24 protein-coding genes and 1 pseudogene are annotated in these 23777 nt (G+C 69.9%); 10 read left to right on the forward strand and 15 right to left on the reverse strand.

Going from position 1 to position 23777, the window contains the following annotated elements:
- The coding region (locus IF09_RS0137360; RefSeq protein ID WP_030303675.1) for a hypothetical protein at nt 1-304 on the forward strand (304 nt) is incomplete at its 5' end.
- A gap of 287 nt (nt 305-591) precedes the next feature.
- Here the strand turns inward: IF09_RS0137360 and IF09_RS0137365 are convergent.
- Entirely contained in the window at nt 592-852 is a 261-nt protein-coding gene (locus IF09_RS0137365) for a hypothetical protein (RefSeq protein WP_030303677.1), read from the reverse strand.
- A 361-nt stretch (nt 853-1213) separates the two neighbouring features.
- Here IF09_RS0137365 and IF09_RS0137375 point away from each other — a divergent pair, with 361 nt between their 5' ends.
- On the forward strand, nt 1214-1546 hold the full coding sequence (locus IF09_RS0137375) for a hypothetical protein (protein WP_030303679.1): 333 nt from the start codon (nt 1214-1216) through the stop codon (nt 1544-1546).
- A gap of 327 nt (nt 1547-1873) precedes the next feature.
- Here the strand turns inward: IF09_RS0137375 and IF09_RS0137380 are convergent, their stop codons facing one another.
- The 5 genes from IF09_RS0137380 to IF09_RS45290 form a co-directional block, all read right to left on the reverse strand.
- Nucleotides 1874-3247: a cytochrome P450 gene (locus IF09_RS0137380; protein ID WP_030303682.1), complete on the reverse strand. Its 1374-nt coding sequence runs from the start codon at nt 3245-3247 to the stop codon at nt 1874-1876.
- 96 nt (nt 3248-3343) lie between these two features.
- Nucleotides 3344-5320, reverse strand: a complete 1977-nt coding sequence (shc, locus tag IF09_RS0137385) for a squalene--hopene cyclase (RefSeq protein WP_051833565.1) — start codon at nt 5318-5320, stop codon at nt 3344-3346.
- A gap of 307 nt (nt 5321-5627) precedes the next feature.
- A complete protein-coding gene (locus IF09_RS0137390; RefSeq protein ID WP_051833567.1) occupies nt 5628-6482 on the reverse strand; it encodes a PEP/pyruvate-binding domain-containing protein in 855 nt (284 codons plus the stop codon).
- Nucleotides 6479-8185, reverse strand: a complete 1707-nt coding sequence (locus tag IF09_RS0137395) for a PEP-utilizing enzyme (RefSeq protein WP_030303689.1) — start codon at nt 8183-8185, stop codon at nt 6479-6481. The genes IF09_RS0137390 and IF09_RS0137395 overlap by 4 nt, the downstream gene beginning before the upstream one ends.
- 18 nt (nt 8186-8203) lie before the next feature.
- Complete coding sequence (locus tag IF09_RS45290) at nt 8204-8827, reverse strand: TetR/AcrR family transcriptional regulator (protein ID WP_051833568.1); 624 nt, start codon at nt 8825-8827, stop codon at nt 8204-8206.
- Nucleotides 8828-9122: 295 nt separating this feature from the next.
- Here IF09_RS45290 and IF09_RS0137405 point away from each other — a divergent pair, with 295 nt between their 5' ends.
- On the forward strand, nt 9123-9638 hold the full coding sequence (locus IF09_RS0137405) for a DinB family protein (RefSeq protein ID WP_030303692.1): 516 nt from the start codon (nt 9123-9125) through the stop codon (nt 9636-9638).
- A 701-nt stretch (nt 9639-10339) separates the two neighbouring features.
- Entirely contained in the window at nt 10340-11704 is a 1365-nt protein-coding gene (locus IF09_RS0137410) for a glutamate decarboxylase (RefSeq protein WP_030303693.1), read from the forward strand.
- 220 nt (nt 11705-11924) lie between these two features.
- Here IF09_RS0137410 and IF09_RS41260 read toward each other — a convergent pair.
- Both IF09_RS41260 and IF09_RS0137420 read right to left on the reverse strand, forming a co-directional pair.
- Nucleotides 11925-12492: pseudogene (locus IF09_RS41260) on the reverse strand (chloride channel protein); the annotation flags it as partial.
- Nucleotides 12493-12499: 7 nt separating this feature from the next.
- Nucleotides 12500-13144, reverse strand: a complete 645-nt coding sequence (locus IF09_RS0137420; RefSeq protein WP_030303695.1) for a GAP family protein — start codon at nt 13142-13144, stop codon at nt 12500-12502.
- A 759-nt stretch (nt 13145-13903) separates the two neighbouring features.
- Between IF09_RS0137420 and IF09_RS0137425 the strand changes: the two genes are divergently transcribed.
- Nucleotides 13904-14431: a ferredoxin gene (locus IF09_RS0137425; protein WP_030303697.1), complete on the forward strand. Its 528-nt coding sequence runs from the start codon at nt 13904-13906 to the stop codon at nt 14429-14431.
- Nucleotides 14432-14439: 8 nt separating this feature from the next.
- On the opposite strand, the gene IF09_RS48170 is transcribed toward IF09_RS0137425, so the two are convergent.
- The 3 genes from IF09_RS48170 to IF09_RS0137440 all read right to left on the reverse strand — a co-directional run bounded on the left by IF09_RS48170 (nt 14440) and on the right by IF09_RS0137440 (nt 16502).
- Nucleotides 14440-14571 (reverse strand): hypothetical protein, encoded by a 132-nt coding sequence (locus tag IF09_RS48170; protein ID WP_267882206.1) that lies wholly within the window; start codon nt 14569-14571, stop codon nt 14440-14442.
- Nucleotides 14572-14897: 326 nt separating this feature from the next.
- Nucleotides 14898-15161 carry a hypothetical protein gene (locus tag IF09_RS0137435; RefSeq protein WP_030303700.1) on the reverse strand — a complete coding sequence of 88 codons (264 nt, stop codon included), beginning with the start codon at nt 15159-15161 and terminating at the stop codon, nt 14898-14900.
- A 330-nt stretch (nt 15162-15491) separates the two neighbouring features.
- Entirely contained in the window at nt 15492-16502 is a 1011-nt protein-coding gene (locus IF09_RS0137440) for an ABC transporter permease (protein ID WP_030303701.1), read from the reverse strand.
- A 103-nt stretch (nt 16503-16605) separates the two neighbouring features.
- Here IF09_RS0137440 and IF09_RS0137445 point away from each other — a divergent pair, with 103 nt between their 5' ends.
- Nucleotides 16606-17244 carry a TetR/AcrR family transcriptional regulator gene (locus tag IF09_RS0137445; protein ID WP_030303703.1) on the forward strand — a complete coding sequence of 213 codons (639 nt, stop codon included), beginning with the start codon at nt 16606-16608 and terminating at the stop codon, nt 17242-17244.
- 622 nt (nt 17245-17866) lie between these two features.
- Here IF09_RS0137445 and IF09_RS0137450 read toward each other — a convergent pair.
- Complete coding sequence (locus tag IF09_RS0137450; RefSeq protein WP_030303705.1) at nt 17867-18340, reverse strand: hypothetical protein; 474 nt, start codon at nt 18338-18340, stop codon at nt 17867-17869.
- 320 nt (nt 18341-18660) lie between these two features.
- Here IF09_RS0137450 and IF09_RS0137455 point away from each other — a divergent pair, with 320 nt between their 5' ends.
- From IF09_RS0137455 to IF09_RS47750, 3 genes are all read left to right on the forward strand, one after another.
- Nucleotides 18661-19278 (forward strand): TetR family transcriptional regulator, encoded by a 618-nt coding sequence (locus tag IF09_RS0137455; protein ID WP_051833570.1) that lies wholly within the window; start codon nt 18661-18663, stop codon nt 19276-19278.
- Between the two features lie 413 nt (nt 19279-19691).
- Entirely contained in the window at nt 19692-20024 is a 333-nt protein-coding gene (locus IF09_RS0137460) for a hypothetical protein (protein WP_030303711.1), read from the forward strand.
- Between the two features lie 216 nt (nt 20025-20240).
- The gene (locus IF09_RS47750) at nt 20241-20729 is read left to right on the forward strand and encodes a hypothetical protein (protein ID WP_234321311.1); all 489 of its coding nucleotides are present in this window, start codon (nt 20241-20243) and stop codon (nt 20727-20729) included.
- A 220-nt stretch (nt 20730-20949) separates the two neighbouring features.
- On the opposite strand, the gene IF09_RS0137470 is transcribed toward IF09_RS47750, so the two are convergent.
- The 3 genes from IF09_RS0137470 to IF09_RS0137480 all read right to left on the reverse strand — a co-directional run bounded on the left by IF09_RS0137470 (nt 20950) and on the right by IF09_RS0137480 (nt 22959).
- Nucleotides 20950-21801: an alpha/beta fold hydrolase gene (locus tag IF09_RS0137470; RefSeq protein ID WP_030303715.1), complete on the reverse strand. Its 852-nt coding sequence runs from the start codon at nt 21799-21801 to the stop codon at nt 20950-20952.
- On the reverse strand, nt 21798-22310 hold the full coding sequence (locus IF09_RS44150) for a MarR family winged helix-turn-helix transcriptional regulator (RefSeq protein ID WP_234321312.1): 513 nt from the start codon (nt 22308-22310) through the stop codon (nt 21798-21800). The genes IF09_RS0137470 and IF09_RS44150 overlap by 4 nt, the downstream gene beginning before the upstream one ends.
- Before the next feature lie 349 nt (nt 22311-22659).
- Nucleotides 22660-22959: a hypothetical protein gene (locus IF09_RS0137480; protein WP_030303719.1), complete on the reverse strand. Its 300-nt coding sequence runs from the start codon at nt 22957-22959 to the stop codon at nt 22660-22662.
- Between the two features lie 145 nt (nt 22960-23104).
- Here IF09_RS0137480 and IF09_RS0137485 point away from each other — a divergent pair, with 145 nt between their 5' ends.
- Nucleotides 23105-23326: a hypothetical protein gene (locus IF09_RS0137485; protein WP_030303720.1), complete on the forward strand. Its 222-nt coding sequence runs from the start codon at nt 23105-23107 to the stop codon at nt 23324-23326.
- Nucleotides 23327-23777 lie beyond the last annotated feature (451 nt).

Below are 23777 nucleotides of genomic sequence, written 5' to 3' on the forward strand. Positions count from 1 at the left end.
CGTGACCATGGACGAACGCGATCTCCTGGTGGACCTGCACGCAGTGGCGGCCATGGACGTCGACGGCCTGCTCCACCTCCTGGACCTGCACCGGCGCGCAGAGCGCATGCGCCTACGCGTACTGGTCACCGGCTGGCAACCCCAGCCCCAGCAGTGCATGGCCACCGTAGCCGGCATCCCAGGCCCCCGAGCAGCCACCGGGGAACGCTACGCCCTGGCAGGCTTCCGCCGACTCCTCGAGGAGAAAGCACAACGCGCACGGGACCACTCCGACTTCGCCGACCGCTGGCTACCGCAGCTCTAGCCACGCTCGGCGTAGCCGCGGCTCGGTACAGAGCAGCATCTCCGCCGGTGGGAGGATGCTCAGGGAGAAGGGGTCACACGCCTCGGGCCCGGCGCCTCGCCATTCCACGAAGTCGGGGTTGGTGAGGTGTACGTCCTCGGTGTTCTCCGGCCCGCCCCTCGGCGAAGCTGCCCTCGACGCGCGGCGGCGAGGAAGACACGGATGTCGGCCGGGCGGTGTGCGCCCCCGAGGGCGACGCCGTCGTAGCGCACCCGGCGCCACCCCCTGCTGGTCGGGCGGGTAGATGATCAGCTCGGCGGCCATGCGCCCAGCCTCTTCCCCGCCCTTCCCACCGGCACCTGGCTGCGCGCGAACGGGTGACGACGGCCGTGAAGCAGATCCGTCTTCGGTCCGGCTGGCTCGCAGGCGACGGTGCGGGCGATCCACTGGAACCCGGCCGCATCCGCCCGGCGCACCACCAACGGGGAGGGGTAGAGGCCGACGACGTGGCCGCGCGCCTGCCGGTCGCGGTCGAAGACCGCCTGCCCGACCGCGTACCGGCGGCCCATCACCGGTGATCCGCCCGCGCGCAGCGCGTCATCAGCACCTGCATGTCGGTGACGACCGTGCCGCGCAGGGGGCCGGTTCCAGCGGCCCAGCGGGATCCAGAACGCATACCGCCGGGCTCCGCCACGTCCACGAACACCGCCTGGCTCCGGCGCAACCGGCGTTGCGCCCGGAAAAGACATAGAAGTCCCGCGGGCGGTGAAGGGGGCTGGTGTGATGTCGGATGCCGAGCCGTACTCGCGGGAGACCTGGTGGCGTGCGGCCAGAGACCCCCCACAGTGTGCTCCGGCGGTTCCCGCTCTGATGCAGTGCCCACTCCCCTAGCCTGGTCAAGTCACTACTGAGGACCTCAAGGAGGCGCTTGTGACAAACATCGACGCGGGACAGAACGCACAGTCCACCGGCGGGGAGGCCCAGCAGGTCTCACTCACGTTCCCGCTGGACCCGGGCCCGGCACTCGATGCCCGTGACAGGCTGCTGGCGGCCATCGGCCAGGAAGCGCAGTTGGTCGCCGAGAAGTACGCCGGCCAGGCATCCACCGCCCTGGCAGAACTCGCCCGCGCCTACGCCCTCATCATCACCGCCCTCCCTGCGCCGACCAGTCATGCGGCCACACGAGGTCTCACGGTCACGGACGTCAACTCGCCGACGGTCAATCAGCAGCAGGACATCCAGCCCGGTACGGGGTTCCTGTAGCCCCCGGACGGCCACAATCGCAGATCCCACGAGCGGGCGAGGCCTGCAGGGCATAGGGCAGCAGACGTTCCCGATCGGGTGAAGCTGCCCGCCGTTCGATACGTCATCACGACCAATACGCCATCACGACCCTTGAGCTGATCACTGGTGGTCCCGTCCCCCACTCAACGGATTGGGCATCATGACCAGGTTGCGGCACTGGGAACCTCGCAGCGGCGTCCGCCGCCGTCCTCCTGCTGACCCGCAGGCTGAACGCAGGCACAGCCCAGGCCGCAGCAGGCCAAGCGCGTCCTTCCACACCGGGCCGACGGCGGCCGCACTCACCCTTTAGCGAGGCGCGGGCCAGTGGGGGCGGGCTCGTAGCGTGGCGCGCAGTGGTGTGGAGGGATGGAGCTGGAGGCCGACTGTGGGGACCACCTTCCCCGGGGCGACGTCTACGTGGAAGCGCTGGGCCAGTGTTGCGATCACCAGTGTCGCCTCGACCAGGGCGAACCGGGCACCGAGGCAGGCGCGGTGGCCGCCTCCGAACGGGAACCAGGCATGCGGGGGCACACTGCGTGGGGCGTGCGTGTCCCAGCGTTCGGGGCGGAAGGCCGAGGGGTTGGAAAACCAGCGGGCGTCTCGGTGTGTCACCCACGGACTGCACCAGATCGTCGTACCGGCCGGGATCCGGATTGCTCCCAGGGTGGCCCCTTCCCGTGCCACCCGGGGAGGAATGATCCACGCAGGCGGGTAGAGCCGTAGGGCTTCCTTGACGATCTGCTGGGTCCAGGTCAGCTGCTCGTAGTCGGCGTACGTCGGGGGGCGCCCGTCGAGTACACGGTCGAGTTCCGCGGCGAGCTTCCTTCGTGCGTGCAGCGATGCCGAAAGCAGGTACCAGGTCCACGTCAGTGCGGTTGCCGTGGTTTCGTGTCCAGCGGCCCAGAGCGTCACCGCTTCGTCTCGCACCTCAGCGGCGGTGAGCGGCCGTCCTTCCTCGTCCCGGGCTGCGAGCAGCCTGCCCAGCAGATCCTCGCCGCTGTCGCCTGCCTCTCCTGATGCCTGTCGGGCGCGGATGAGCTGGTCGATCTCAGTATCGACTGTCGCGACGGCGTCGATCAGGCGCCGACGGGCGGGGGTACGCACCCAGGGCGGCAGGAAGAGTCCGATGCCCCGTAGCTCCGCGCCGATCTCTCGCCCGGCCACGGACATCGCGTCTCGTAGTGCGTGGGCCTGGTCACCGATGTCGTTGCCGAAGAGGCTGCGGAGCACGATCCGCTGGGAGAGCTGATCCATCTCTCGCAGCACATCGATCTGGGAGCCTTCCTGCCAGCGGTCGGCAAGCGCCACGGCGCAGGCGACCATCGTCGAGGCGTAGCGGCGTACCTGGGAGGGGCGGACGCAGGGCTGGACCAGGGATCGCTTGCGGCGCCAGACAGCGCCCTGGCTGCGCATGACGCTCTTGCCGACCAGTTGTTTGAACGCCCAGCCGGCATCGAGATTCTCGAAGTGGCCTTCGTCGCTTCCCAGGAGCTCGGCGATGTGCTCAGGGTGGGTGAGGGACATGATCTTCATCGGGCCGAGCGACCAGGTCACGACGTCCCCGAAGTCGTCGCGCAGTCGTTCCAGGAACGCCAGCGGGTCGCGGCCGAATGCGGGGAGGTTTCCGAGCAGCGGCAGTCGGCGTGGGCCGGCAACGGGGACGAACGGGGCAGGGGCCACTCCTCGTGAACGAGCAGCGTCGTGAACGGTTGTGGGCGGGAAGAGGAGCAGTGCCGTAGCTCTCACCCAGGTGAACGCTGGGCAGTTGTGGCGCGGTCAGCCCGCCGACCGACCAGCGTGCCCCCCGCACCGCGGCTCGTCCGTCGTTTTGCACGGGGGCTCTCCCCGCATCCCCTGGTGTAGGTAGCGGCCGAGTGCCATCAGGGGAAAGACCTGACGGTAGAGGTGGTATCTGATCGAGTAATCGCCGGGGAAGCCGGTGCCCGTGAAGTGCGGCTCCTCCCACGTTCCGTCCTTTTGTTGAGCCTGAACGAGCCATCTGACGCCCCGCTCGGCCGGCTCACTGTCTCCTTCACCGGCCGCCAGGACTGCGAGCAGCGCCCAAGCGGTCTGGGAAGGGGTGGAAGTGCCCTGCCCAGCCCACCGTTCGTCCCGGTAGGAACGCACATCCTCGCCCCAGCCCCCGTCGTCGTTCTGCACGGAGCGCAGCCAGGTAACGGCACGGCGGATCGCGGGGTGCGCTGCAGGCAGTCCGGCAGCCGTGAGCGCGGGGATGGCCGCGCCCGTTCCGTAGAGGTAGTTGACGCCCCAGCGGCCGAACCAGGCTCCGGACGCCTCCTGCTCGGCCAGGAGCCAGGCGATGCCACGCCGGGTGCGGGGGTCATCCAGCTTGCCTTCGCAGGCGAGCATTTCCACGACATGCGCGGTGACGTCGGCGGACGGCGGGTCGGTGACCTCGCCGAAGTCGCAGAACGGCAGCCGGCTGGCGAGCGAGCTGGTGTTGTCGACGTCGAAGGCGGCCCAGCCACCGTTCTTGGACTGCATGCCCAGACTCCAGCGCACGCCACGCTCGATCGCCGCGTCGACCCGCTCCGGGTGGGGGTGCCGCAGTCGGCGCAGCGCGATGATGACCTCGGCGGTGTCGTCGAGGTCGGGGTTGTTTTCGTTGTGGAACTGAAAGGCCCAGCCGCCCGGGTCGAGTCCGGGCCTGCGCGCGGCCCAGTCGCCGGGCCGTGCGTGCTGCTTTCCCAGCAGCCAGTCGGCGGCCCTGACAAGCGCCGGGTGGTCGCTGCGCACCCCGGCGTCGGCGAGAGCGTTGACGGCCAGGCTGGTGTCCCACACCGGCGACTGACTCACTTCGATCACGCGGGCACCGTCCTGGCGCCAGACGGCGAAAGCGTCCAGCGATGCCAGACCCGCGCGCATGACGGGATGTTCCAGCCTGAAACCGAGCAGGTGCAGGGCGATCAGCGCGTAGGTGGCATCCACCTGAAGGCCGCCCCAGCATCCGTCCCTCTCCTGCCGCTCCGTGATCCGGCGCGCGACTCTGAGCATGGCGGCCCTGCGCAGCCGGCGCGGTGCCACCTTGTGATACGCGTGGAGCACCTTGTCCAGGCAGGTGAAGAAGCGCGTCCAAGAGCTGACCGGAACACGCGGCGCGGAGGGAACGGGCGTCCCCGACTCGGGAGACAGCTCGCCAAGAGTGAACGGTGCGGTCCGTACGGGACGCTCGGCGCAGACGACGGTCAGCGACACGATGGTCTGCCTGGACCAAGAGGCGAAGTGGTGAATGTTGAGCGGGAACCACTTGGGCAGGAACATCATCTCAGGGGGCGGCGCCGGCAGGTCCTCCCACTTCCACCAGCCGAACAGCGCCAGCCAGATACGCGTGAAGACCCGGCCGGCGGCGATGCCACCGTGGGCGCGGATCCACGCGGCCGCCTTGGCCATGTGCGGCTCGTCAGGCGCGTCCCCAGCGAGCCGCAGCGCGACATACGCCTCGATGCTCGTTGAGAGGTCACCGGGGCCCCCGTAGAAGGTGGGCCAGGTACCGTCCTCCCGTTGCTCGCCGCGGATGTAGAGGCTGGCGGCGTGTGTGATCTTCTCGTCCGCGATCCCGAGGAACTGGCGTAACAACAGGTCCTCGGCATCGCCCGTCACATTGCACTCGAAGGTGCCCTTCCACCAGCCCTGAGCGTCCTGGCGAGACAGGAGGTGCCCAACTGCGCGGGTCCTCGCGCGCTCAGCCAACTGGCGCGTCGTCAACCGCCTGGTGGGGACCTTGGTCCCCATGACGGTCCCAGGCAGAGTGGGATGGGATGAGCGCATCAAGTAAAAGCCTCACGGTCGGTGAGCTCAGTAGCGGGCTGCTGCCCCTGGTGCTCCACCCCTCCAACGACGCGAAGCGGCTGTTGTGACACTCGCGGGACCATCTACTCCGAACGTGTCCTTTCGCAGCCCGCCCACCTGCACGCACGCCTCGGCCTGGGTCACACGAACACGGTCGCAAGCCACGTCCAGGAACGCCGCCGGCGTCTTCAACCACGAGCAGTACGTGATCGTCCCGAGCTGAGGTGGGGGGGGCTACGCAGGGCGGGGGTCAGTGCGGCGGCACGGCCCCGGTCATCGGCCGGCGCTGGAGCAGGTGGAGACGGTCTGCGACGAAGGCCCACTCCAGGTCCTGCGTCCCGCCGAAGACCTGCTCGCAGCGGGCGGTGAGTTCCCGCAGGCTCTCCAACCGCGTCTCGTCGAGGCAGAGGCGGTGGATTCGGTCGTTGGGGACCGGGACCTGGCTCGTTCCGCCGGTCGGCGCGGGCTGCACGGCCAGGTCCTTCATGCCCGCCGTGCGCTCGATCACCCGGCCGTCGCGGCGGACCCGGTAGTGATCCGGTACGACCAGGCCGCTGACCACGGCTTCGCCCAGGCCCCAGCTCGCCTCGATCACCAGGACGTCGGAGCCGTCGAGGGGGTCTCGGGAGAACAGGACTCCGGCGCACTCGGGTACCACCAACTCCTGTACCACCACGGCCACTCTGGGCCCGCCGGGCAGCCCGAGCCGCTCACGGTAGGCGAGCGCGGCGGCCGAGTGCGCCGAATCGCTCACCATGCGAACCGCCTCGGTCAGCCCGTCCGGACCGTGCACGTTGAGGCAGGTGAGGTGCTGTCCGGCGAAGCTCGCCGCGGCCGAGTCCTCGCCCAGCGCAGAAGAACGCACGGCCAGCCCGCCGCCCTGCAAGTCGGCGGTCGACACGTGCAGGGCGGCGAGCGCCTCGTCGTCGCCTGCTGCGACGGCGTCGACGAACAGCCATTCCAGGGCGATCCCTTCCGGTACCGGCAGACCCGCCCGGGCGGCGGCCGCGAGCTGCGAGGACTTGCCGCCGTACCGGCTCTCGTCGGTGGCCAGGCGGAGCGGCACGGGGGCGGACCACGTGCTCGGCGACAGCGGGCCGGTCATCGGACCACCGCCGCCTCTCCGGCCCGGCCGTCGACCCGCACCCAGGCGCCGTCGGGTATCACCGCCGTGGCATCCGTGCAGCCGACGACGCCGGGGATGGCGAACTCCCGGGCGACGATGGCGGCGTGGGAGAGCGCCCCGCCGCGATCGGTGACGATCGCACCGAGCAGTGGCAGGACGATGTTGAAGGCCGTGGTGGTCGCGTCGGTGACCAGGACGTCGCCTGGCTGGATGCGGTCGAACTCGGGCACGCCGCTGATCACCCGCGCCGTGCCCTCGTACACGCCCGGGCTCGCGCCGAGCCCGTGCACGGTCCGTCCCTCGGTCCGGGCTGCCGGGTTGGTGAACATGGCAAGGACGATGGCCCCGAGGGCGCGTTCCAGGCGTGCCGCGGCGGGCGGCAGCCAATCGGGCGGCAGCGGGTCGCCCGGCGGTGGACCCAGCATCGGCGGCGCGTCCGCGTACCGGGCGTGGTCGCGGTAGTGCGCCCGGGCGGCGAGTTCTGCGGCGTCGGGCCCGGAGCCCGTACGGACCAGGGCGCGCAGCTCGGCGTAGTCCGCCTCGGCCAGGTGGGCGGGTGCGTAAATCCGCGCCTGCTCGGTGAGCCGTCGGCCGGCCGCCAGGATGGCGCGCCGGGTGAGGCCGATGGCCGGCAGGTCCGCGCACGACCCGCGCTCGTCGCGCAGCCGGGAGACCAACCGCGCTTCGGCGAGCAGCTCGTCGAAGCGGGAGCGGTGGCGCGCGGGTACGGCGTCGCGAAGGTCGGCCGCCGCGTCCGCGCGCGGGTCGGCGGGGGCGTCCGCCTGGGGCCTCGTCGAGGAGGAGACCGCCGAGCGAATGGCCGCGAGCACGACGGCGGGCAGCTCCGCCACGCAGGGATCGCCCACGTCCTCACCATTGACGGGGCGCCAGCCCGCCGTCTCCAGGTACTCGGCGAGGGCGGTACTCGTACGTCCCGCGACGGCCCCCAGCGCCGCCAGCAGCTCCTGGGGCCGCCCCGGGGAGGCGAGCAGCTCGCTCGCCCGGGGGTCCGCTGCTACGGCGGCGGCCAGCTCGGCCAGTTCCTCCCGGTCCGCCAGCGGGTCGGGGCTCGATCCGGCCAGCGGGGCGAGGATCTCGCCGGTGGTGCGCCCGGTCCACTCCTGACAGTGTGCGAGCAGATCGCCCATCGGCAGCAGTGCCGGCATGTTGAACAGGTGGTGCAGGTAGCCGGCTCGGCGCTGGTGCTCCCGGCACCGGTCGAGGTACGCGAGCAGACTGCCGGTATCGAGGAGACCGGGCTCGACCTGCTGTAGTTCGCGCCGCTCGCGCTGTAGCCCGGGTCTGACCTCTTCGTCCCAGCGGCGCAGGTCCTCGCGCCACAACTTGCGCTCGAAGACGGTCGCGCTGGTCGCGAGCCTGGTGCGGATCTCGGGATCACCGGCGGCAAGACGTTCCCAGACCTCTCTCGGCGGGTGGTCCGTGGCGTCCGGCGGGGCTCCCAGCGGCTGGGGATGGTAGTAGCAGAAACCGTTGACGAAGGCCCAGTCCAGCCGTTCGAGCAGCGACCCGTACCGGCGCAGGCCCTCGCCGAAGCCGCGGTGCAGCTCCTCGATGAAGATCGCGGCGTGGAACCGGGTCACCGGGCGGGTGAAGTGGGTGGGGTCCAGGAACCAGGTACCCGGCCCCGGTGGAGCGAAAGTGCGTTCCGTGGCGATGCTCATGGCTCTCCTCCTCGCCGGTCATCCGCCCGGGTCGCGTAGCGGGCCGTCCGGGTCCCGCCGCAGCTCGTCTGTGAGCACCCGCACCGCCCAGGCGGCGGCCTTGCCGGACTCCGCCCCGTCGAGCCCCGCCTGCAGCCGCATGGCCTGCCAGGCCGGGGCGCTCACCAGCAGGTACAGCACGGCGACCGCGCGGCGGCGGGCTACCGGGTCGGCCTCCGCCGTGAGCTCGGCCAGCGCCGCCTCCACCGAGTGGAACCGGTGCCTGCGGCCCTGCTCCCGCAGCGGCCTGGCTGCCTTGGAGTTCAGCATGGCGAGGATCAGCGGCGCATGCTCGTCGTACGAGCGGTAGAGCTCCGGCGCCACGCGGCGCAGCCCGTCCAAGGTGTCCGGGTAGGACTGCATGAGCACGTGCAGATTCTCCTGGGCCCACCCGCTCCAGGCGGCGAAGAGCGCCTCCCTGGTCGGGAAGTGCCGGTAGACGGTGCGGACGGCGACGCCTGCACGCTCCGCCACGAGCGGGATGGTCAGCTCTTGGACGCTTTCGTCGGCGATGGCCTCGGTGAGCGCGGCGAGGATCAGCTGCCGGGTCTGCTCAAGCTGCCCGGCACGCAGCGGACTCTCGTACGCGCGCTTCTCTTTCATGGCACGTTGACGATACTCCAATTCACAGCAAACTGCCAAGAAAAGGTACAAATCTTCCCTCTAGGAGGGATGGGAGCCGAGAGACATGTCGGTCGGAGATCCGGTTCTCACCGTCCCGCACGCCGCCGATCCGGACCGGGTCAGGGCCTTCCACCACCACCGCCTGGGCCTCGCGTCGGGCTCAGGAGATCAGCTGGTCCTGACCCGCCGGACGGTCCCGAGCGATGTGCGCGGGGGCCGGACTGCCAACCTGGAACTCAGAGACCATGTGCGGGGCAACCCTTAGAGTGGGTGCGTGAGTGACGACTGCGGGGAATGCGGGTTCACCTACGACCTCGATCTGGCGCCGTCGGTCGCCTCGCTGGCCCGGGAGCACGCGGCGCGGTTCGCGGACTTTCTGCGGGGGCCGGAGGCGCTGGCGCGGCGCCCGGCCCCTGGTGTCTGGTCGCCGCTCGAGTACGCCTGCCACGTGCGGGACGTCCTGCTCGTCCAGCGTGAACGGGTGCTGGCCGCCCGGCGCATCAACACGCCGGTAGCCGAGCCCATGGGCCGGGACGAGCGGGTCGAACACGAGGGGTACGCCTTCCAGGACCCGGCCGACGTCGCCCGGCAACTCACGGACGCGGCGGCGCTGTTCGCGAACGTCCTGGACCGCCTGCCGCCCACGCACTGGGAGCGCACCCTTGTGTACAGCTACCCGGAGCCCGCCGAGCGGACCTTGCGCTGGGTCGCCGTGCACACGCTGCACGAGCTGCGCCACCACCTGCTCGACGCCCACCGCCAGGCGACGGGGCCGGCCGCCGGAGCCTGACTGCCTCCCGCTGGACCCCCGCAGCCCAAAGGCCGCCGCCGGACAGGCTGGGGGGGGCGTCGGCGTGCGGGGTACGCGGTGCGGCGGGGAAGCGGACGGTGCCATCCAGGCCAAGGACTCGCCGGCGGGCACACCGTTGCATACCGGGCCCCCGGCTTCCGGCCCGGCCCGTCCACTTCCGGCTCCTGCGATCACCGCCCAGAGGCGACCCGCGTTGACGGACCAGGCAATCCCCCAGGCAGGTGCCGTCGCGGTGCGCCGCACCGGGTGGACCGCAGCACGAGGGGGGCGCTGTGCTCGATCAGGTAAGAGGTCGTGACGAACAGGAGCTCCCGTGGCCGGCAGCGACCTCATGACGGCGCGCCGTGTCTCCCGGCGGCTCCTGCTCGCTGCCTTGCCCACTGCCCTCCGTGGCGCCGGGTCCCGCGCCTGCGCTGCCGCGCCGGGTCGTGGATCAGCCTCCCCACCACCCCGGGCCGCGCACGGCAGGCGCACCGTGGGGTAAACCGGGACGGGGGGCCGCGCGAAGAGGCCACCAGAGCGGTGGATCGTACCTGCCCGCAGTGATCAGCGCTCAGAACTCCCACGGCATCTGGGCGGTCTATCTGCTTGCCGTGGCCCGTCAATGACGGTGCAGCTGTTCACGCCCGGCCGCGGTGTGTCCCTCGCCCGCGACAGACCCCGAGCTGTTGAATCAAGGCATGACCAAGCGCGATGATTCGGCTCTTTTCGGTAACCGGTTTTTGACGGTGCCCGCTCCCTCGGAGACTTTCCCCGAGGAAGGCATGGCTGCGACGGACGCGATGAGGCTCGTGGATGTGGATCTCGCCATGGAGGGCGACCCGCAGCGCAACCTCGCCACGTTCGTCACCACGTGGATGGAGCCGGAGGCGCAGCGGCTGATCGCCGAGAACCTCCACCGCAATTTCATCGACCACGCGGAGTACCCGATCTCCGCCGAGATCGAGCAGCGCTGCGTGCGCATGCTCGCCGACCTCTTCCATGCCCCGGGCAGGACGACCGGATGCCGGACCCAGGGCTCGTCCGAGGCGATCATGCTCGGCGCTCTGTCGTTGAAGTGGAAGTGGCGCGAGCGCCGCCAGGCAGCCGGCCTGTCGACCGACCGGCCCAACCTGGTCTTCGGGGGCGACGTCCACGTCGTGTGGGAGAAGTTCTGCCGCTACTTCGACGTCGAGCCGCGGATTGTGCCGCTTTCCGAGGGCAAGTACACGATCGGTCCGGAGGACGTGGAGCCTCACCTCGACGAGAACACGATCGGCGTCGTCGCCGTCCTCGGCACCACCTTCACCGGCCACATGGACGATGTCGTCGGGATCGACAAGCTCCTGCGGGACGTCCGCAAGAAGCGGGACCTCGACATTCCGATCCATGTCGACGGCGCCAGCGGCGCATTCGTGTGGCCCTTCCTCTACCCGGACTCGAAGTGGGACTTCCGGCTCGAGCAGGTCCGTTCGATCAACGTCTCGGGACACAAGTACGGACTGGTCTACCCCGGCATCGGATGGCTGGTCTTCCGCGAGGAGGCCGACCTCGCCAAGGACCTCGTCTTCTACGAGAACTACCTGGGCAAGACCGACGCGACGTTCACCCTGAACTTCTCCACCGGTGCGTCGATGGTGCTCGCGCAGTACTACAACTTTGTGCGGCTCGGTCGCCAGGGCTACACCTACATCATGAAAATCATGCAGGAGAATGCCCACGCGCTGGCGGACAACCTGCAGAGCAGCGGCCGCTTCGAAGTCATCGGGAGAGACCTCGAGCAGCTGCCGCTGGTCGCTTTCCGTCTCGCCGGCAAGCACGACTACGACGAGTCCGACATCGCCTGGCAGCTCTCGGCCGAGCGGGGCTGGATGGTGCCCGCCTACACCCTCCCGCCCAACGCCGAGAACGTGAAGATCCTGCGGGCCCTGGTCAAGGAGACCCTGAGCCGCGAGCAGATCGACCGCCTGACCCAGGACATCGCCGACGCCTGCCGCACGCTGGACGACAAGGGTGCGGCCCACGTGATCGAGCGGGCCCAAGTCAAGCGCGGCACCGGCTACTGACGCACTGTCCGGCAGCACAGGTCCACGCCGGCCCAGCGCGCCTGCTTGCCCGGGGTGAGGGCGGCGGCAGCCTGGCGTCGGTTTCGCAGGACGGACGGCGGCGCCCGTCAGCGCCCTGCGGGCAGCGGCGGCAGTGACACGCCAGGAGTGGGCGGTGACCGCTTCCGGTATCCCCGGAACGGGCCCATCGAGTGGATGGGGCGCCCGCCCCGGAGGTCGGTCATGCCGGCGCGGACTCTTTGGGTGCGCCGGCGTGGGACCCGCCGGCGGGAGCGGGGCTGAGCCGGAGCGTCACGACATAGGCGACCACGACCGCGACGACCACCAGCGGCATGACGGCCAGGCCCTGCGCCCCCAGCAACAGGGTTGGCCAGGAGTACCGAGGTCAGCGGCAGCCTGAGCATGGCGACCGACATGGCGCCGATACCCATCGCGAACGCGGAGGTCAGCTGCAGCCCCGGAAGGTGCGAAAGAGCGATCCCGCCCGCCGCCCCCACAAACATCGCCGGGAAGATCGGGCCCCCTCGAAACGCGCTCAGCGAGGCGCAGTAGGCCAGCGCCCTGCAGGCGAGGAGCAACAGCAAGGTGGCGACCGCGTAGCCGGCGCTGTTGGCGAGCAGCGGTCCCAGAGCGGACTGCCCCGAGTACAACACCTCGGTCGCGGCCTTCCCGGAGCCTGCGGCGTAGGCGATGGCGAGCCCTGCGACCGCCAGGCCCATCAGCACGGTGGCGGGGACCAGGTGCCGCTCGACCCGCGCCTGCAGCAGCAGGGACAGCCGCCGGATGCCCGTACTGTCAAGCGACCAGCTCATAGATGCCCCGAGCTGTCAGCCACAGCCCGACGAGCAGGGAGAGCGTGACCATCAGCTGGTCCTGGTGCTGCTCGAGCCAGGTCCGCAGGGCGTTCAACTTGGCGTCCGCGGCCGCCGGTGCACGAACCGTGTACAACTCCATGACGATGAGGCCGAACGTGGCCAGCAGGCAGTAGCCGGTCAGTGCGAGCCAGTCGGTGAGTGAGGAGACGTCCGAGGCGACGACCGTCGCGGCGCCGGCACCGACCAGCGCCCAAGGCTGCAGCAGCCAGGCCAGCCCGGCGGCCGTGGCCAGTGAGGCGCCGTCCACCCGGGCTGTCCAGTGCGGCGGGCCGTGCGGGCGGGGCGGCCGGCGGTGCCGGTACGCGCCGTACAGCAGCAGTCCCAGGCCGATGGCGAGTTTCGCACACGCCACGGCGGTCGACGGCGTGCTGTGGCGGGCCGGGGGCTCACCCCCGGTCAGCAGCAGCACGCACGCGATCACCACAACCAGGTTGGCGAGCCACGACAACAGGAACGCCAGGCCCTTGCGGACGCCACGCCGTGAGGAGAGCAGCAGGATGAAGGCGCTGTTGTGCAGAGGTCCCAGGGTGATGGCCGTACCGATCACGACCAGGTCGAGGACCATCAGCGTAGCCACTCCCGCAGGTCAGGGCCGCCTGCCGCTTTGCGCGGGAGAGCGGCTGAAAATAGGGTCGGCGCTGCTACGGCACCGCATCCCGACTCTGAGCGCGGCGACCCGGCCGGTCAAGGAGCCACGCGCATGTCCACGGACGACGCTCGCCGGGCGTGGTGGCGCGGTGCACATACCCCCCGGGCGCTTCGGGGGAAACGGCGGAGTTGGCAAGAACGACTCCGTCACCGTCGCCCCCGCCGCCCAGACCGCGATCGCCGGAGGGAAGCCCGGAACCGCGGGCAGGGCATGCGACTCCTCCGCAATCGACCGGATGAGCGCCAACGACGGGCACCCCGCCGAATAGCCCCCGCCAGGCGGTGAGGGGTTCAGCCGCCCCCGGTCCACTGAACCGCTCCCGGCTACCCGACCACAGTTCCGGCCGGACGCGACCGGCGTTGCGCGCGCTCCTGCCGGCATCGCCGGTAGGGGCGCGCGTTCCACACCGCCCGGGCGGGGCTACCCCTGCTCGTCAGCCGGCTCGCTCGGAGGCCAGGTTCGCCCTTCGGGGAGGTGCCGCCTACCCCAGCAGCACCTCCCCGCGGGTGATCGGCGTGGACGATTTCGCCCTGCGCCTCTGCCACCGCATCCTCCTGCCCTGACGGACACCCACCCGTCAGCACCGACTACGGGCCGGACCCGTTCCTTTTCCAGTCCTGGCTGGCCCCCTGGATCTGACCCTTTCGGATCGAACGAAGGTCCTACGCTGAGCGCATGACGTGCTACTTCGACCCCACTTCCGTTCTGGTGGCCGACCAAAGCCTGTTCCGGGGGCGCTGGTCAGACCGGCATTGGCTCAACGTGCCCGGGCCGTTCTACGGCGGTGAGACCGACAACTGCCTCACGGGCCGGATCGTCGCCCCACGGCATGTGCTCTACGACGGCGAACGGTTCGGCGAGTTCGTCTATCGCCAACCCCGGACCGCCGCCGAGACCCTACTCGTGATCGAAGCGGTCGGCGACGATCCATGGGGCGGCTACGGATGCGACGGGGACGAGCACTGGACGGCGGAGACCGTCCGGGAGTGGTGGCGGGACCGGGGCCGAGTGCTGGAGCACCTGGCCGCCGGGCGGAGCGATTGGGAGAGCATCGACGCGTCCTACAACCAGGGCACCGCCGCCGCCGTCCGTGACTTCGAGGCATACATCGCGGACGGGCTGGAGCAGAGCCTGCGGATCTACCTCCACTGGCTGCTTGAGCGCCGCTCTCCGACTGAGAATGCCACCCTGCCCTCGCTCTGACGCTGCGACTACCGAGCTTCATCGGGTTGCTTGTGCTGCTGCATCGCCATCACGCGGACCTTGGGGAGGACCCGGTCATCGTCCAGGGTGGCCTCGGACAGATCGATGACGCCGTGGCCGTCACCGAGGTCGGTACCCACTTGGGGTGACGAGGGATACCCCACGAGGTGCGGGTCCCGGGAGCGGATGGGATTCGTGCCGTGCAGCTGACATTGACGGATTCCTCACCTCTCTCGACAGCCCACGCCGGTCAGCAGCGGACGACAGTGCAAACAAGCCGATGCCAGGCGGACTCCCGGCGACGGAGCGGCGTGCGTGCTGCCTATGGGAGTCCACCTGCCATCGGCTCTTCAAACGACCTGGTCATCTCCCCGCCCGGGCCAAGAGATGACCGGATGACGACCTCACGCCTGTACGTCCCTCATTTCGATCCGCCCGGACGGCGGACGGATGGCCGAGGGTTCAGTTATGGGCTGCCCCGGCTCGGATTCGGCGTGCTCGATGGCCGCGGATCGTGGGCGGTCTGCGTCGCGGTCTGCAGGTCCGACCAGTACGTGAACTGGGGTGCGGTGCGGTCCTCGACCGACTTGAGCGCGGCCTGGTGTTCCGGAGAGCCGGGGTACACGCCGTCCAGGGCCGCGGCCTTGTAGCGGCGCCAGCCCCATGCGGCGGCCGCGTACGTAGCGCCGACAGCGGCCGCAACCGGGTAGATCAGCGCAAGGTTGGTCATGACGGGGTCTCCTGTCGATGTGGTGGGGGCCCGCCCTTCGGGGCTGTTCGCTGGTGAGCTCCAGCTGCTGGTGCTCGAAGGCGCGCTCGGGGTCCTCCAGCATGAGGGGCCGGTAGCAGGCGCCACAAAGGTGCTCGTCGGCGAAGCAGCCGTCCAGTCGCCCGGCGCCGGTCGCCGTACTGCGGGAAAGTCCGCTCCCCGCAGCGGGATGAGAGTCTCCCCCTGGGTCGTTTGGGATGCGAGGGTGCTGGATGGCAAGGAAACGACCGACGGCTCCGTCTGCCACGACGGGGAAATAGGCCCGTGTGTGACGTGTGGTTCCCGGCGGCCTCAGCCGACCGGGACGGGCTTCGATGCGGGACGCGGTGCGGCAGCGGATGCGGGGCGGGCGCGCAGGGTGGCGAGCAGTACCGCCGACAGGCCGGCCACCACCCAGATGGCGAGCGTGATCGCGGGCCGCACGGCCTGCGCGCCGTCGAAGAACGACACCGACCTCAGCAGTGCGCCACCGGCGCCCGGCGGCAGCCACTGGCCGATCACCCCGGCGGGCTCGGGCAGCAGCTCGGGGGCGGAGGTCATGCCGGAGAACGGGTTGCCGATCAGCATGGAGAGCAGCGATCCGACGCCTATGCCCGCTGGGCCGATCAGTGCCGCGAGCCCGGCCACGGTGGCGCCCACCGCGAGGGCTGTCAGGCCGAGTGTGCCGGCCTCGGCCCACCAGTTGCCGGTGAGTGCGCCGAGCCAGTTGTGGGTAAGCGTGGCCGCTACGATCCCGACCAGGGCGGCGGACCCGAGGAGCGCGACCACGGCACGGCTTCCGCGGAGCCCGAGGAGCGTGATGACCGCGCCGGCCGCGATTCCCGCGAGGGTCATCGGGAGCAAGCTGGAGTTGAGTACGGCGCCGCGCGGATCCTTGGCCGGTGCCGCGACTACATCGGTGATCTGAACCTGCGTGCCCTTCGGGGTCCCGGCGGTTACGGCCTGCTGCAGCAGTTGGGCCACCACCGTGCTCGCGGCCGAGGCGGTGAGCAGCTTCGAGCCCTGCCCGGTGACGACCACCGCGCCGTACACCGTTCGGTTCTCGATGGCGTCACGGGCCGCGGCCTCGTCGGCGTACCGGTGGATCTTGAACGCTCCCTGCTTCTGCTGCAGTTGCTTCTGGACACCCTCGGTGGCCGCCACGGGGCCCGCAACGCCTACGGGTAGTTCGCGTGGTGCGGTCCGGCTGGCCGGCCAGGCGAAGGCCCAGAGGGAGAGGGTGACGAACACCGGGATCAGGACTATGACAGCGATCACGCGGCGGCCCTGCGGCGGGGATGGTGCGGCGGAGGAGGCGGACATGGAGGCTCCCAGCTAAAGAGAATGACTGTTCGTTTTACGTGGGCTCACTGTGTTGCACGGTGTGGCACTTGTCAAGAATGATTGTTCGTTTTATTTTGAATGCATGGCTCGTGTATCCCAGGAACACCTCGACGCCCGCCGCCGCCAGATCCTGGACGGCGCCACGCTCTGCTTCAGTCGCAACGGCTTCCACGCCACGTCGATGCAGGACGTCCTGCGCGAGGTCGATCTCTCCGCGGGGGCGGTCTACCGCTACTTCAGCGGCAAGGAGGAACTGATCGCGGCCATCGCGACCGAGGCCCTCGCCGCCATCCGGGGCGCGTTCGAGCGGGCCGCCGAGGAGAACCCGCCGCCGCTGCCCGATGTGCTGCTCGCACAGGTCCTCGGGGATGTTCTGGCCGGACGTGTGCCCGGTAGCGGTCGTCCGGCGGCCGAGGGCGCGCCCGGATTTCCCCGGGTGGCCCTGCAGGTGTGGGCCGAGACGCTGCGTACCCCGGAGCTGGCCACCGCGCTGCGGCACGGATTCGGCGAGGTGCATGCGGCGTGGAGCAAGGTGGTCGTGGCATACCAGGAGGCCGGACTGATGAGGAACGACGTGCCGGCCGACCGTGTGGCGCGCACCTTGATGGCGGTGGCGCAGGGCTTCATCGCACAACAGGCCCTGTTCGGGGACGTAGAGGTCGAACAGCTGCAGGACGGGCTGCGCGGCCTGATGTCCATGACGGAACCCAAGATCAAGTGACGAGCCGGGGCTGCTCCGGGGGTGCCGTTGCAGCCGGGCTTGCCGGCGTTCACGTCGATTTCGGCGGCACCCGGACCGGCTGTTCCGCCAGTCGTCACCGGCACCGCCGGTGACAACTGCCTTGTCGCTGCCGAGATCGGAGGTGACGGTGCCGGGTGCTGCCGGCTCCCCCGTTGCCGCCGTCGCCGCCGAGGTCTTCCTTGTTCCTGGCGGAATAGGTGGCTGCGCCGCCACGCTGCCGCCCGCGCCGCCCTGACGGTCCCGGTCCCGGTCCCGCCCATGCTGTGGGCGGTGGCCCTTCTCTGATCGTGGGCGGCTCCACCGCTACCGGCTCCGCCGTTACCGATGCCGTCGTCGCCCTCGCGGCCGCCCGTGCCGCCGTTGCCTGAGTACACGTCGGACGTCTTCACGCCACGGGCGCCTACGCCCCCTTCACTACCGACCCCGCCGGGCTCACCGCTACCGAACCCCAAGACGCCGATCAGCAGGGGCAGGCGAAACTCCGCACAGCACTCCGATCGAAGCGCCCGCGCCGAAGACGACGGGCACGGGCACGGGCACTGAGCGTTTCGGGCGGCTGGGGGCGCGGCGACGGTGGCCACGGCGAGGGTGGTGTCGCTGGTCATCGCCGCGTCCGGTGGGTGAGGCGGGCGCGGCGGGCGGCGGCGAGGTCGAGCACACCGTCGAGGGCGGGCCGGGGCGGGCCCTCGAGGTTGACGGCGTGGCTGCGCAGCATCGAGATCAGGTAGCGGCCGGCCGACGGGGCTTCGGCGGGGGTGCCTCGGTCGAGGGCGGCGGTGAGCATGTCGGCGAGCTCGCGGGTGTGGTGGGCAAGGGCGTCGGCGGCGTGCCGGGCGGCCTCGGCGGGGCGGTGGCGGCGGGTGAGCTGCTGGGCGAGGGTGGCGAGCGCTTCCCCGGGCCGGGTGGAAAGGAGCTGCTCGGCGTGGAGCTCGTCGGCGAGGCGGCGCAGCACGGCGGCGGCGGTGGCGCGCGGGAGGTTCGAGCGGACGTCGGCGGGGCCCTGGTTCGGAAGGGTGGCGATCAGGCGGTGAGTGTCGAGGGAAGCGAGAGTGACGGCGTCGGGGGTGCGGGTCACGCGGGCAGGACTCCTTGTCCGGGGTCGAAGTAGTGCTCGCGCACGCGGCCGTGGCGAGGCGCTGGAATGGCACCCGTGAGCTTTTGTGCGGGCCTATGGGTCGTGCGCGGGGTGGATACCGATGCGGAACGCGGCGACTGCGGCGCCTCCCGGGTGAGCCGTGGGTCGGGGTCGTCGGACAGGTTGCCGAAGACGGTCACAAGGTCTCGGCCGAGACGGACGCTCGTAATTTCCTCACATGTGGAAACTAATTTCAACGTATGCTGAAACTCTCACCGAGGGGAAGCCCCTCCTGGAACCGTTACGGAAGGTGATGCGGTGTGACTGGCCGAGGCCCTCGGGGTGAACGCGGGGAGCAGGCAGACAAGATCGTCGCCGCCGCCCGCAGATCCTTCGCCACGCGCGGCTACGCCGCGACCTCACTCCGGTCGGTCGCCCAGGAAGCCGGTGTCGACCCCGGCCTCGTGACCTACTACTTCCACACCAAGACCGGACTGTTGGAAGAGGTGATGCAACCCCCCGAGGCGTTCGGCGCAGCCGTGGCGGCCGCCGCCGAACACCCCCTGGAACGCCGGGGGCACGCCTTCGTGCAGGCCGCCCTGCACCTGTGGGAGGACCCCGTCTCTGCCGAGATCCTGCGCTCCATCATCCTCACCGCCGCCCAGGAACCCGCCGCCCTGCAACGCCTGCGGCAGCTGTTCTCCGAACTTGTACTGGCCGTCGTCTCCCACAGCCTGCCCGACACCGAACGCCACCTGCGGGCCAGCCTCATCTCCACCCAGATCGTCGGCATGGTCATGAACCGCTACATCTGGCAGATCGGCACCATCGCCACTCTCCCCGCCTCCACCGTCACCGACCTCATCGCCCCCACCATCCAGCACTACCTCACCGACCCCCTGCCCCCGAGCCTCAGCGACGGCCGGAGCGCGGACTGACCCGACGTTCCAGCGAGTCCCGCCAACCGTTCTCCGGCGCTCCGGGAAGCCCGCCGGCGCGCTGCGCCCGTGTCCGGCCGGCACGAGGATGAGCCTCGGAACCGATGAGACGGGGGCCGGGATGGGACGGGCGAGGAGGCAAAGGAGGCGCCTGGCGGGCGTCGTGGCAGCATTGAGCGCGGCGGCCCTGACAGCGGCTGCTCCGCGCTGCCTCTGATACCGGGGAACTGCGCGCCATGGCCACTACCGCCGGCGCGCAGCACAACCGGGATGCCGAGGAGAGGAGGCTCCGGGCGCTTCCAGCAGGGCGGTGAAGAAGGCACCGGCGTCCCGCCAGACCCGGAAGCGTCCGTAGACGGTGGCCCAGAGGGCCAGGCTCGCCAAGATGCCGGTCCGGGTGAGATCGTTCCCGCATGATTGACGCAGACGACGACGTGGAGCATGCCGTCATCGCTCACTATCGACTGGCCAGTGACGGCCACGGCGAGCCGAGCCAACGGGAGGCCGTTCGCCAGGCCCAGTTCCTGCTGACTGAGGCGATCGAGGATGCCGAGGTCGGCGAGTTCGACGGAAACGAGTACGGAGGAGGTGAGGTGGCCCTCTACGCCTATGGACCGGACGCCGACGCACTCTTCGCCGTCATGGCTCCCATCCTGAGCGACCTGCCGTTTCGGCCAGCGCACGTCGTCTTGCGCTACGGCTCCGTTGATGACCCATCGGCTGCCGAGCATCGCGTCGCCCTCTGAACGGATCCACAGCGGCGCGCACTACCCCTCCGACGTCGCAGCGGGCACCGTCATCGGCCTGACCTCCGCCGGCCTCGTCCACGCGGCACCACGCCTGCTGCTGCGCCGATGGCTGCACACAGCCTGCTGAACTCCGAGATCGATGCACTGCGAGCCCGGATAGCGTGTTTCAGGGCTCGAAAGCATCAGGGGCCACCGCCTGGGCATACGAAGCCCATGTCCGAAGACCACGCACGTTCCACGAGCACCCTCTTCCGTTCCGCCCCCCATCCCGACGCGCCACCGCACGCCGCGAGGCACAGGCGCCGCGAAGGGCTCGGCAGGCGGCTGCGCCGCAAGATCCGCGCCTACCGCGACATCGAATTCCTCTCCACCCGCATCCCCGGCGATCCCAGCCCAGGGCAGGAGTGCCTGCTCCTGGTCCACGTCCGTAAGGTCGTCGGCCAGGTCCACTATCAGATCTGCACGGCCTGCGGCAACGGGGTGATCACCGGCGTCGACATCGACGAGTACTTCCTCTCCAGCGGCCTCGGCAACCGCGCCCTAGCGCACCTGCGATCGCGCCACCCAGGCATTTCCTGGCGCAGCACTCTGACGCTGCGCACCACACGCGACCTCCTGCGGCGCATGCGCATCCCCGCCGCCTCGGCCGACGTCGCATGTGTGCACGTCCCCGCCACAACGGACGGGCCGGCAGCAGACTGATCGGCGAGGGGAGCTGTCACCGGCACCTTCACCGCAGAAACCATCAGACTGTCCCGGTTGATCACTCATCTGGGAGAAGTAGGCGTGATGGACGATCCCTCCTACGGCTGAGGCAGGAACCGACCTCTGCGAATTTGGCCTACAGACCATCACCGCGGGGCAGGCGGCACTGAAGAAGGTCAGAACTCCTATGTGCTCAGGCTGGTACAAGCGAACGTGCTCAGTTGAGGCCAGTCGTGGACACGAGGAAGGATTTGACCGCGAGGTTGAAGAGTGCCGTGCTCTCGAGGTTGACCATGTGGGCTGCCGAGGCGAACCGTTGGTGCCTGGCATCAGGAACGGTTTGGGCGATGGCCTGAGCATTCGACGAGATGTCACTGCTGTCGAGTTCTCCGTCGAGAACCAGGGTGGGAACGCCGATGGCGGCCAGCCGGTCCACTGCACCGATTTCTCTCGGTATGCCCGCCCCGAGCCCGCGGGCGTGCCGCACGACATTTGCGGACGCCGAAGAACGCATCCGCTCGCGCAGTTTGCGGCTGACCTGGGACGGTTCACGGTACGGCCCGTCCACCCACATCCGGAGAAAGTGTTCCACGAACCGCTGCGCGCCGCCGTCCGGGTCGCCCATCGCGGCCATCTGCTGTGCGGTGTGGTGCGCGACGTAGGGGTCGGCGAAGGGCCGGCCGCTCACCCCGGGCGAGGCAAGGACCAGTGCCGACACAGACTCCGGATGAGCTATCGCCGTATCGACGGCGGTCCGCGCCCCGAGGGAAAGCCCTACGAGCGTGGCGCGGGGGGCATCGAGGTGGGTGAGCAGAGCGTGTAGATCGTCATGGTGGGCGTAGTCCCCAGCCACGGTGGAGGAACGCCCGTGGCCGCGGGCGTCATAGCGGATGACGCGATATCCCAGGCCCGCGAGCCATGAGAACTGCTCGTTCCACATGTTCAGGTCAAGCATGCCGCCGTGGAGCAGTACGACGGCGGGGCCTTCGCCGGCCGACTCGCAAAAGAGCTCGCCCGCCTCGACGGGTACGGTGGCGGCTGTGACCGGGTGTGTCAGCGCATGCGTCATCGTGGGTCGTCTCCTCGATCCGCGGGGTGTGGCGGGGCATCTTGTGCGAGGTCCTTGAACTCCTCGCCAAGGCGACGGAGTACCTGCAGAGCCGTCGTGACGTCACCGGCGGTGAGATCGGACAGCCTGCGACACAGTTCGGCTTCCTCGGCTTCCTGGATGCCCCTGATGGTGGCCTCCCCTTTCGGGGTGAGCCGGATCAGGCGCGAGCGCCGGTGCTCCGGGTTCGGGGCGCTTTCAGCCAGCCCCAGGGCTGTCGCATCGTTCACCAGACGCTGGACCGGCTGCCGGTCCAGGCCCAGCAGGCGGGCCAGTTGAGGAACCGTTCGGGGGCCGCCCCTGCGCAGTTCGTCCATCACCGCATGCTGACCAGCTGTCATCCCCGTACCCATCAGCTCCCGCTCCACGGCACGCACGACCGTGCGGTGCAACGGCCACAGGCTGCGGATCACTTCGTACAGCAGAAGCCCCAACGGGGGCTCAGCCTTCGTACGCTCTTCGACACTCACGATGTCATCATGACACCTTTAGTGTCGTGAGGGGCGCAGCTCGACGCGACTGGCAGATTTCAGTCGTACGCCGACAGCCTCTGCGGCGGACCTGGTGCAGCCGAGCGCCGACGGCCGGTAGAGCTTGGCTGGTTCATGCCCTTGGCCACCAGACCTTGTGCACAGATGGTCACTGACATGGGCCTGATGCCACGATCGCTGGTGGGCGGCGGCGCGCGCCACTGTCGAAGACGTCGAGGTCCTGTGGGGTGGGGTGGGTTCGATACCAGAGCACTGCCGCAGGGCCGGGCCGCGTAGCTGCGCGAGTCGGGCTGGACCCGGCACGCGTTCCTGATCTCGGCGGGCGCCGTCATCGCGCTGCCCCGCCCCCGCTGACCCGCGAAAGCCAGACGACGAGCTCGCCGTCGAGGACCAGGCCTTCCGGCAGTTGCTCGGCGGCCGCGACCAAGTCAGGGAATCGATCTTGGACCAGGATGCCGCGCCGGGTCTGCAGGAGCAGCCGGCCGCCCGGGGTGGCGGTGGTGAAGCGGATCGCGCGATGGCCGTCGCACTTCTGCTCCGCCCCGAAGCCGCTCGCCAGGACGCCGGAGCCCGGGACGTACTCGGAGGCCTGGGCGAGCATCGGCTCGAAGGGCGGGGTGAGAACCACTCGGGGATGACCTCCTTTACCGGCTGCTTCGGGCACCCCCGGCCGCGAATGGAGAGAAGATCGGATAACCGCACGAATGCCGGGCGGAAACCCAGTGTCTTCTCGTCATCGCAGGAAGGGGTGGCCCACGGCGAGGCCGCCCGTCATGGCCACTGACCAGAACCTCGTCCCGCTTCGCCCGACGCACTCGCCGCCCGTCGTCTTCGGCGCAGGAGCGGCCATTGGGGTTCTGGACGGGATGATCGGTCTGGGTGGCGCGGAGTTCCGTCTGCCGCTGCTGATCAGTCTCTTCGGGTTCGCCGCGCTCTCGGCGGTCAGCTCCTGGGCGTGTTCCCGGACCTGGAGCTCATCCCCCTGCTGGCCGTGATCCTTCTCGTCTCCGCGTTCGAGCTCGCTCGGCACGACTGACCAGTGGTGCAGAGAAGATGGCAGCGCACGCACGGTCCGGACCGGGAAGGAGCCCAGGTCGGGCGGCACTGTAGTGAACCGTTTCGCCGACCGGCATTCCCGCCGGCACACAGCAGCACACGGGCGTCACAAGCAGGCACCAGACAGCCCGGCGGCCTGGGCAGCGAGGGTCCCGGACAGTGGGAGGGTCCCGCCTCCCGCCTCCGGTCACACCCTCGGTCCCCCGCTGGAAGCAACCGTCCAGCCAACGGTTCAGCCCTTCCGAGTGCAACCCCGATCCCGGTCCGCTACCGGCGTTTCAGCGCGCCGCGCACCGGCCCCACGCCGCGTCGCGCCAGGATGGGGGCCCGTGGGTCCGGAGCCTTCGGGTGACGGGAGCAGAACATTGATCAACGTTGACGTCCAGCATT

It is taken from the genome of Streptomyces katrae (assembly GCF_000717655.1).
Classification (GTDB): domain Bacteria; phylum Actinomycetota; class Actinomycetes; order Streptomycetales; family Streptomycetaceae; genus Streptomyces; species Streptomyces katrae_B.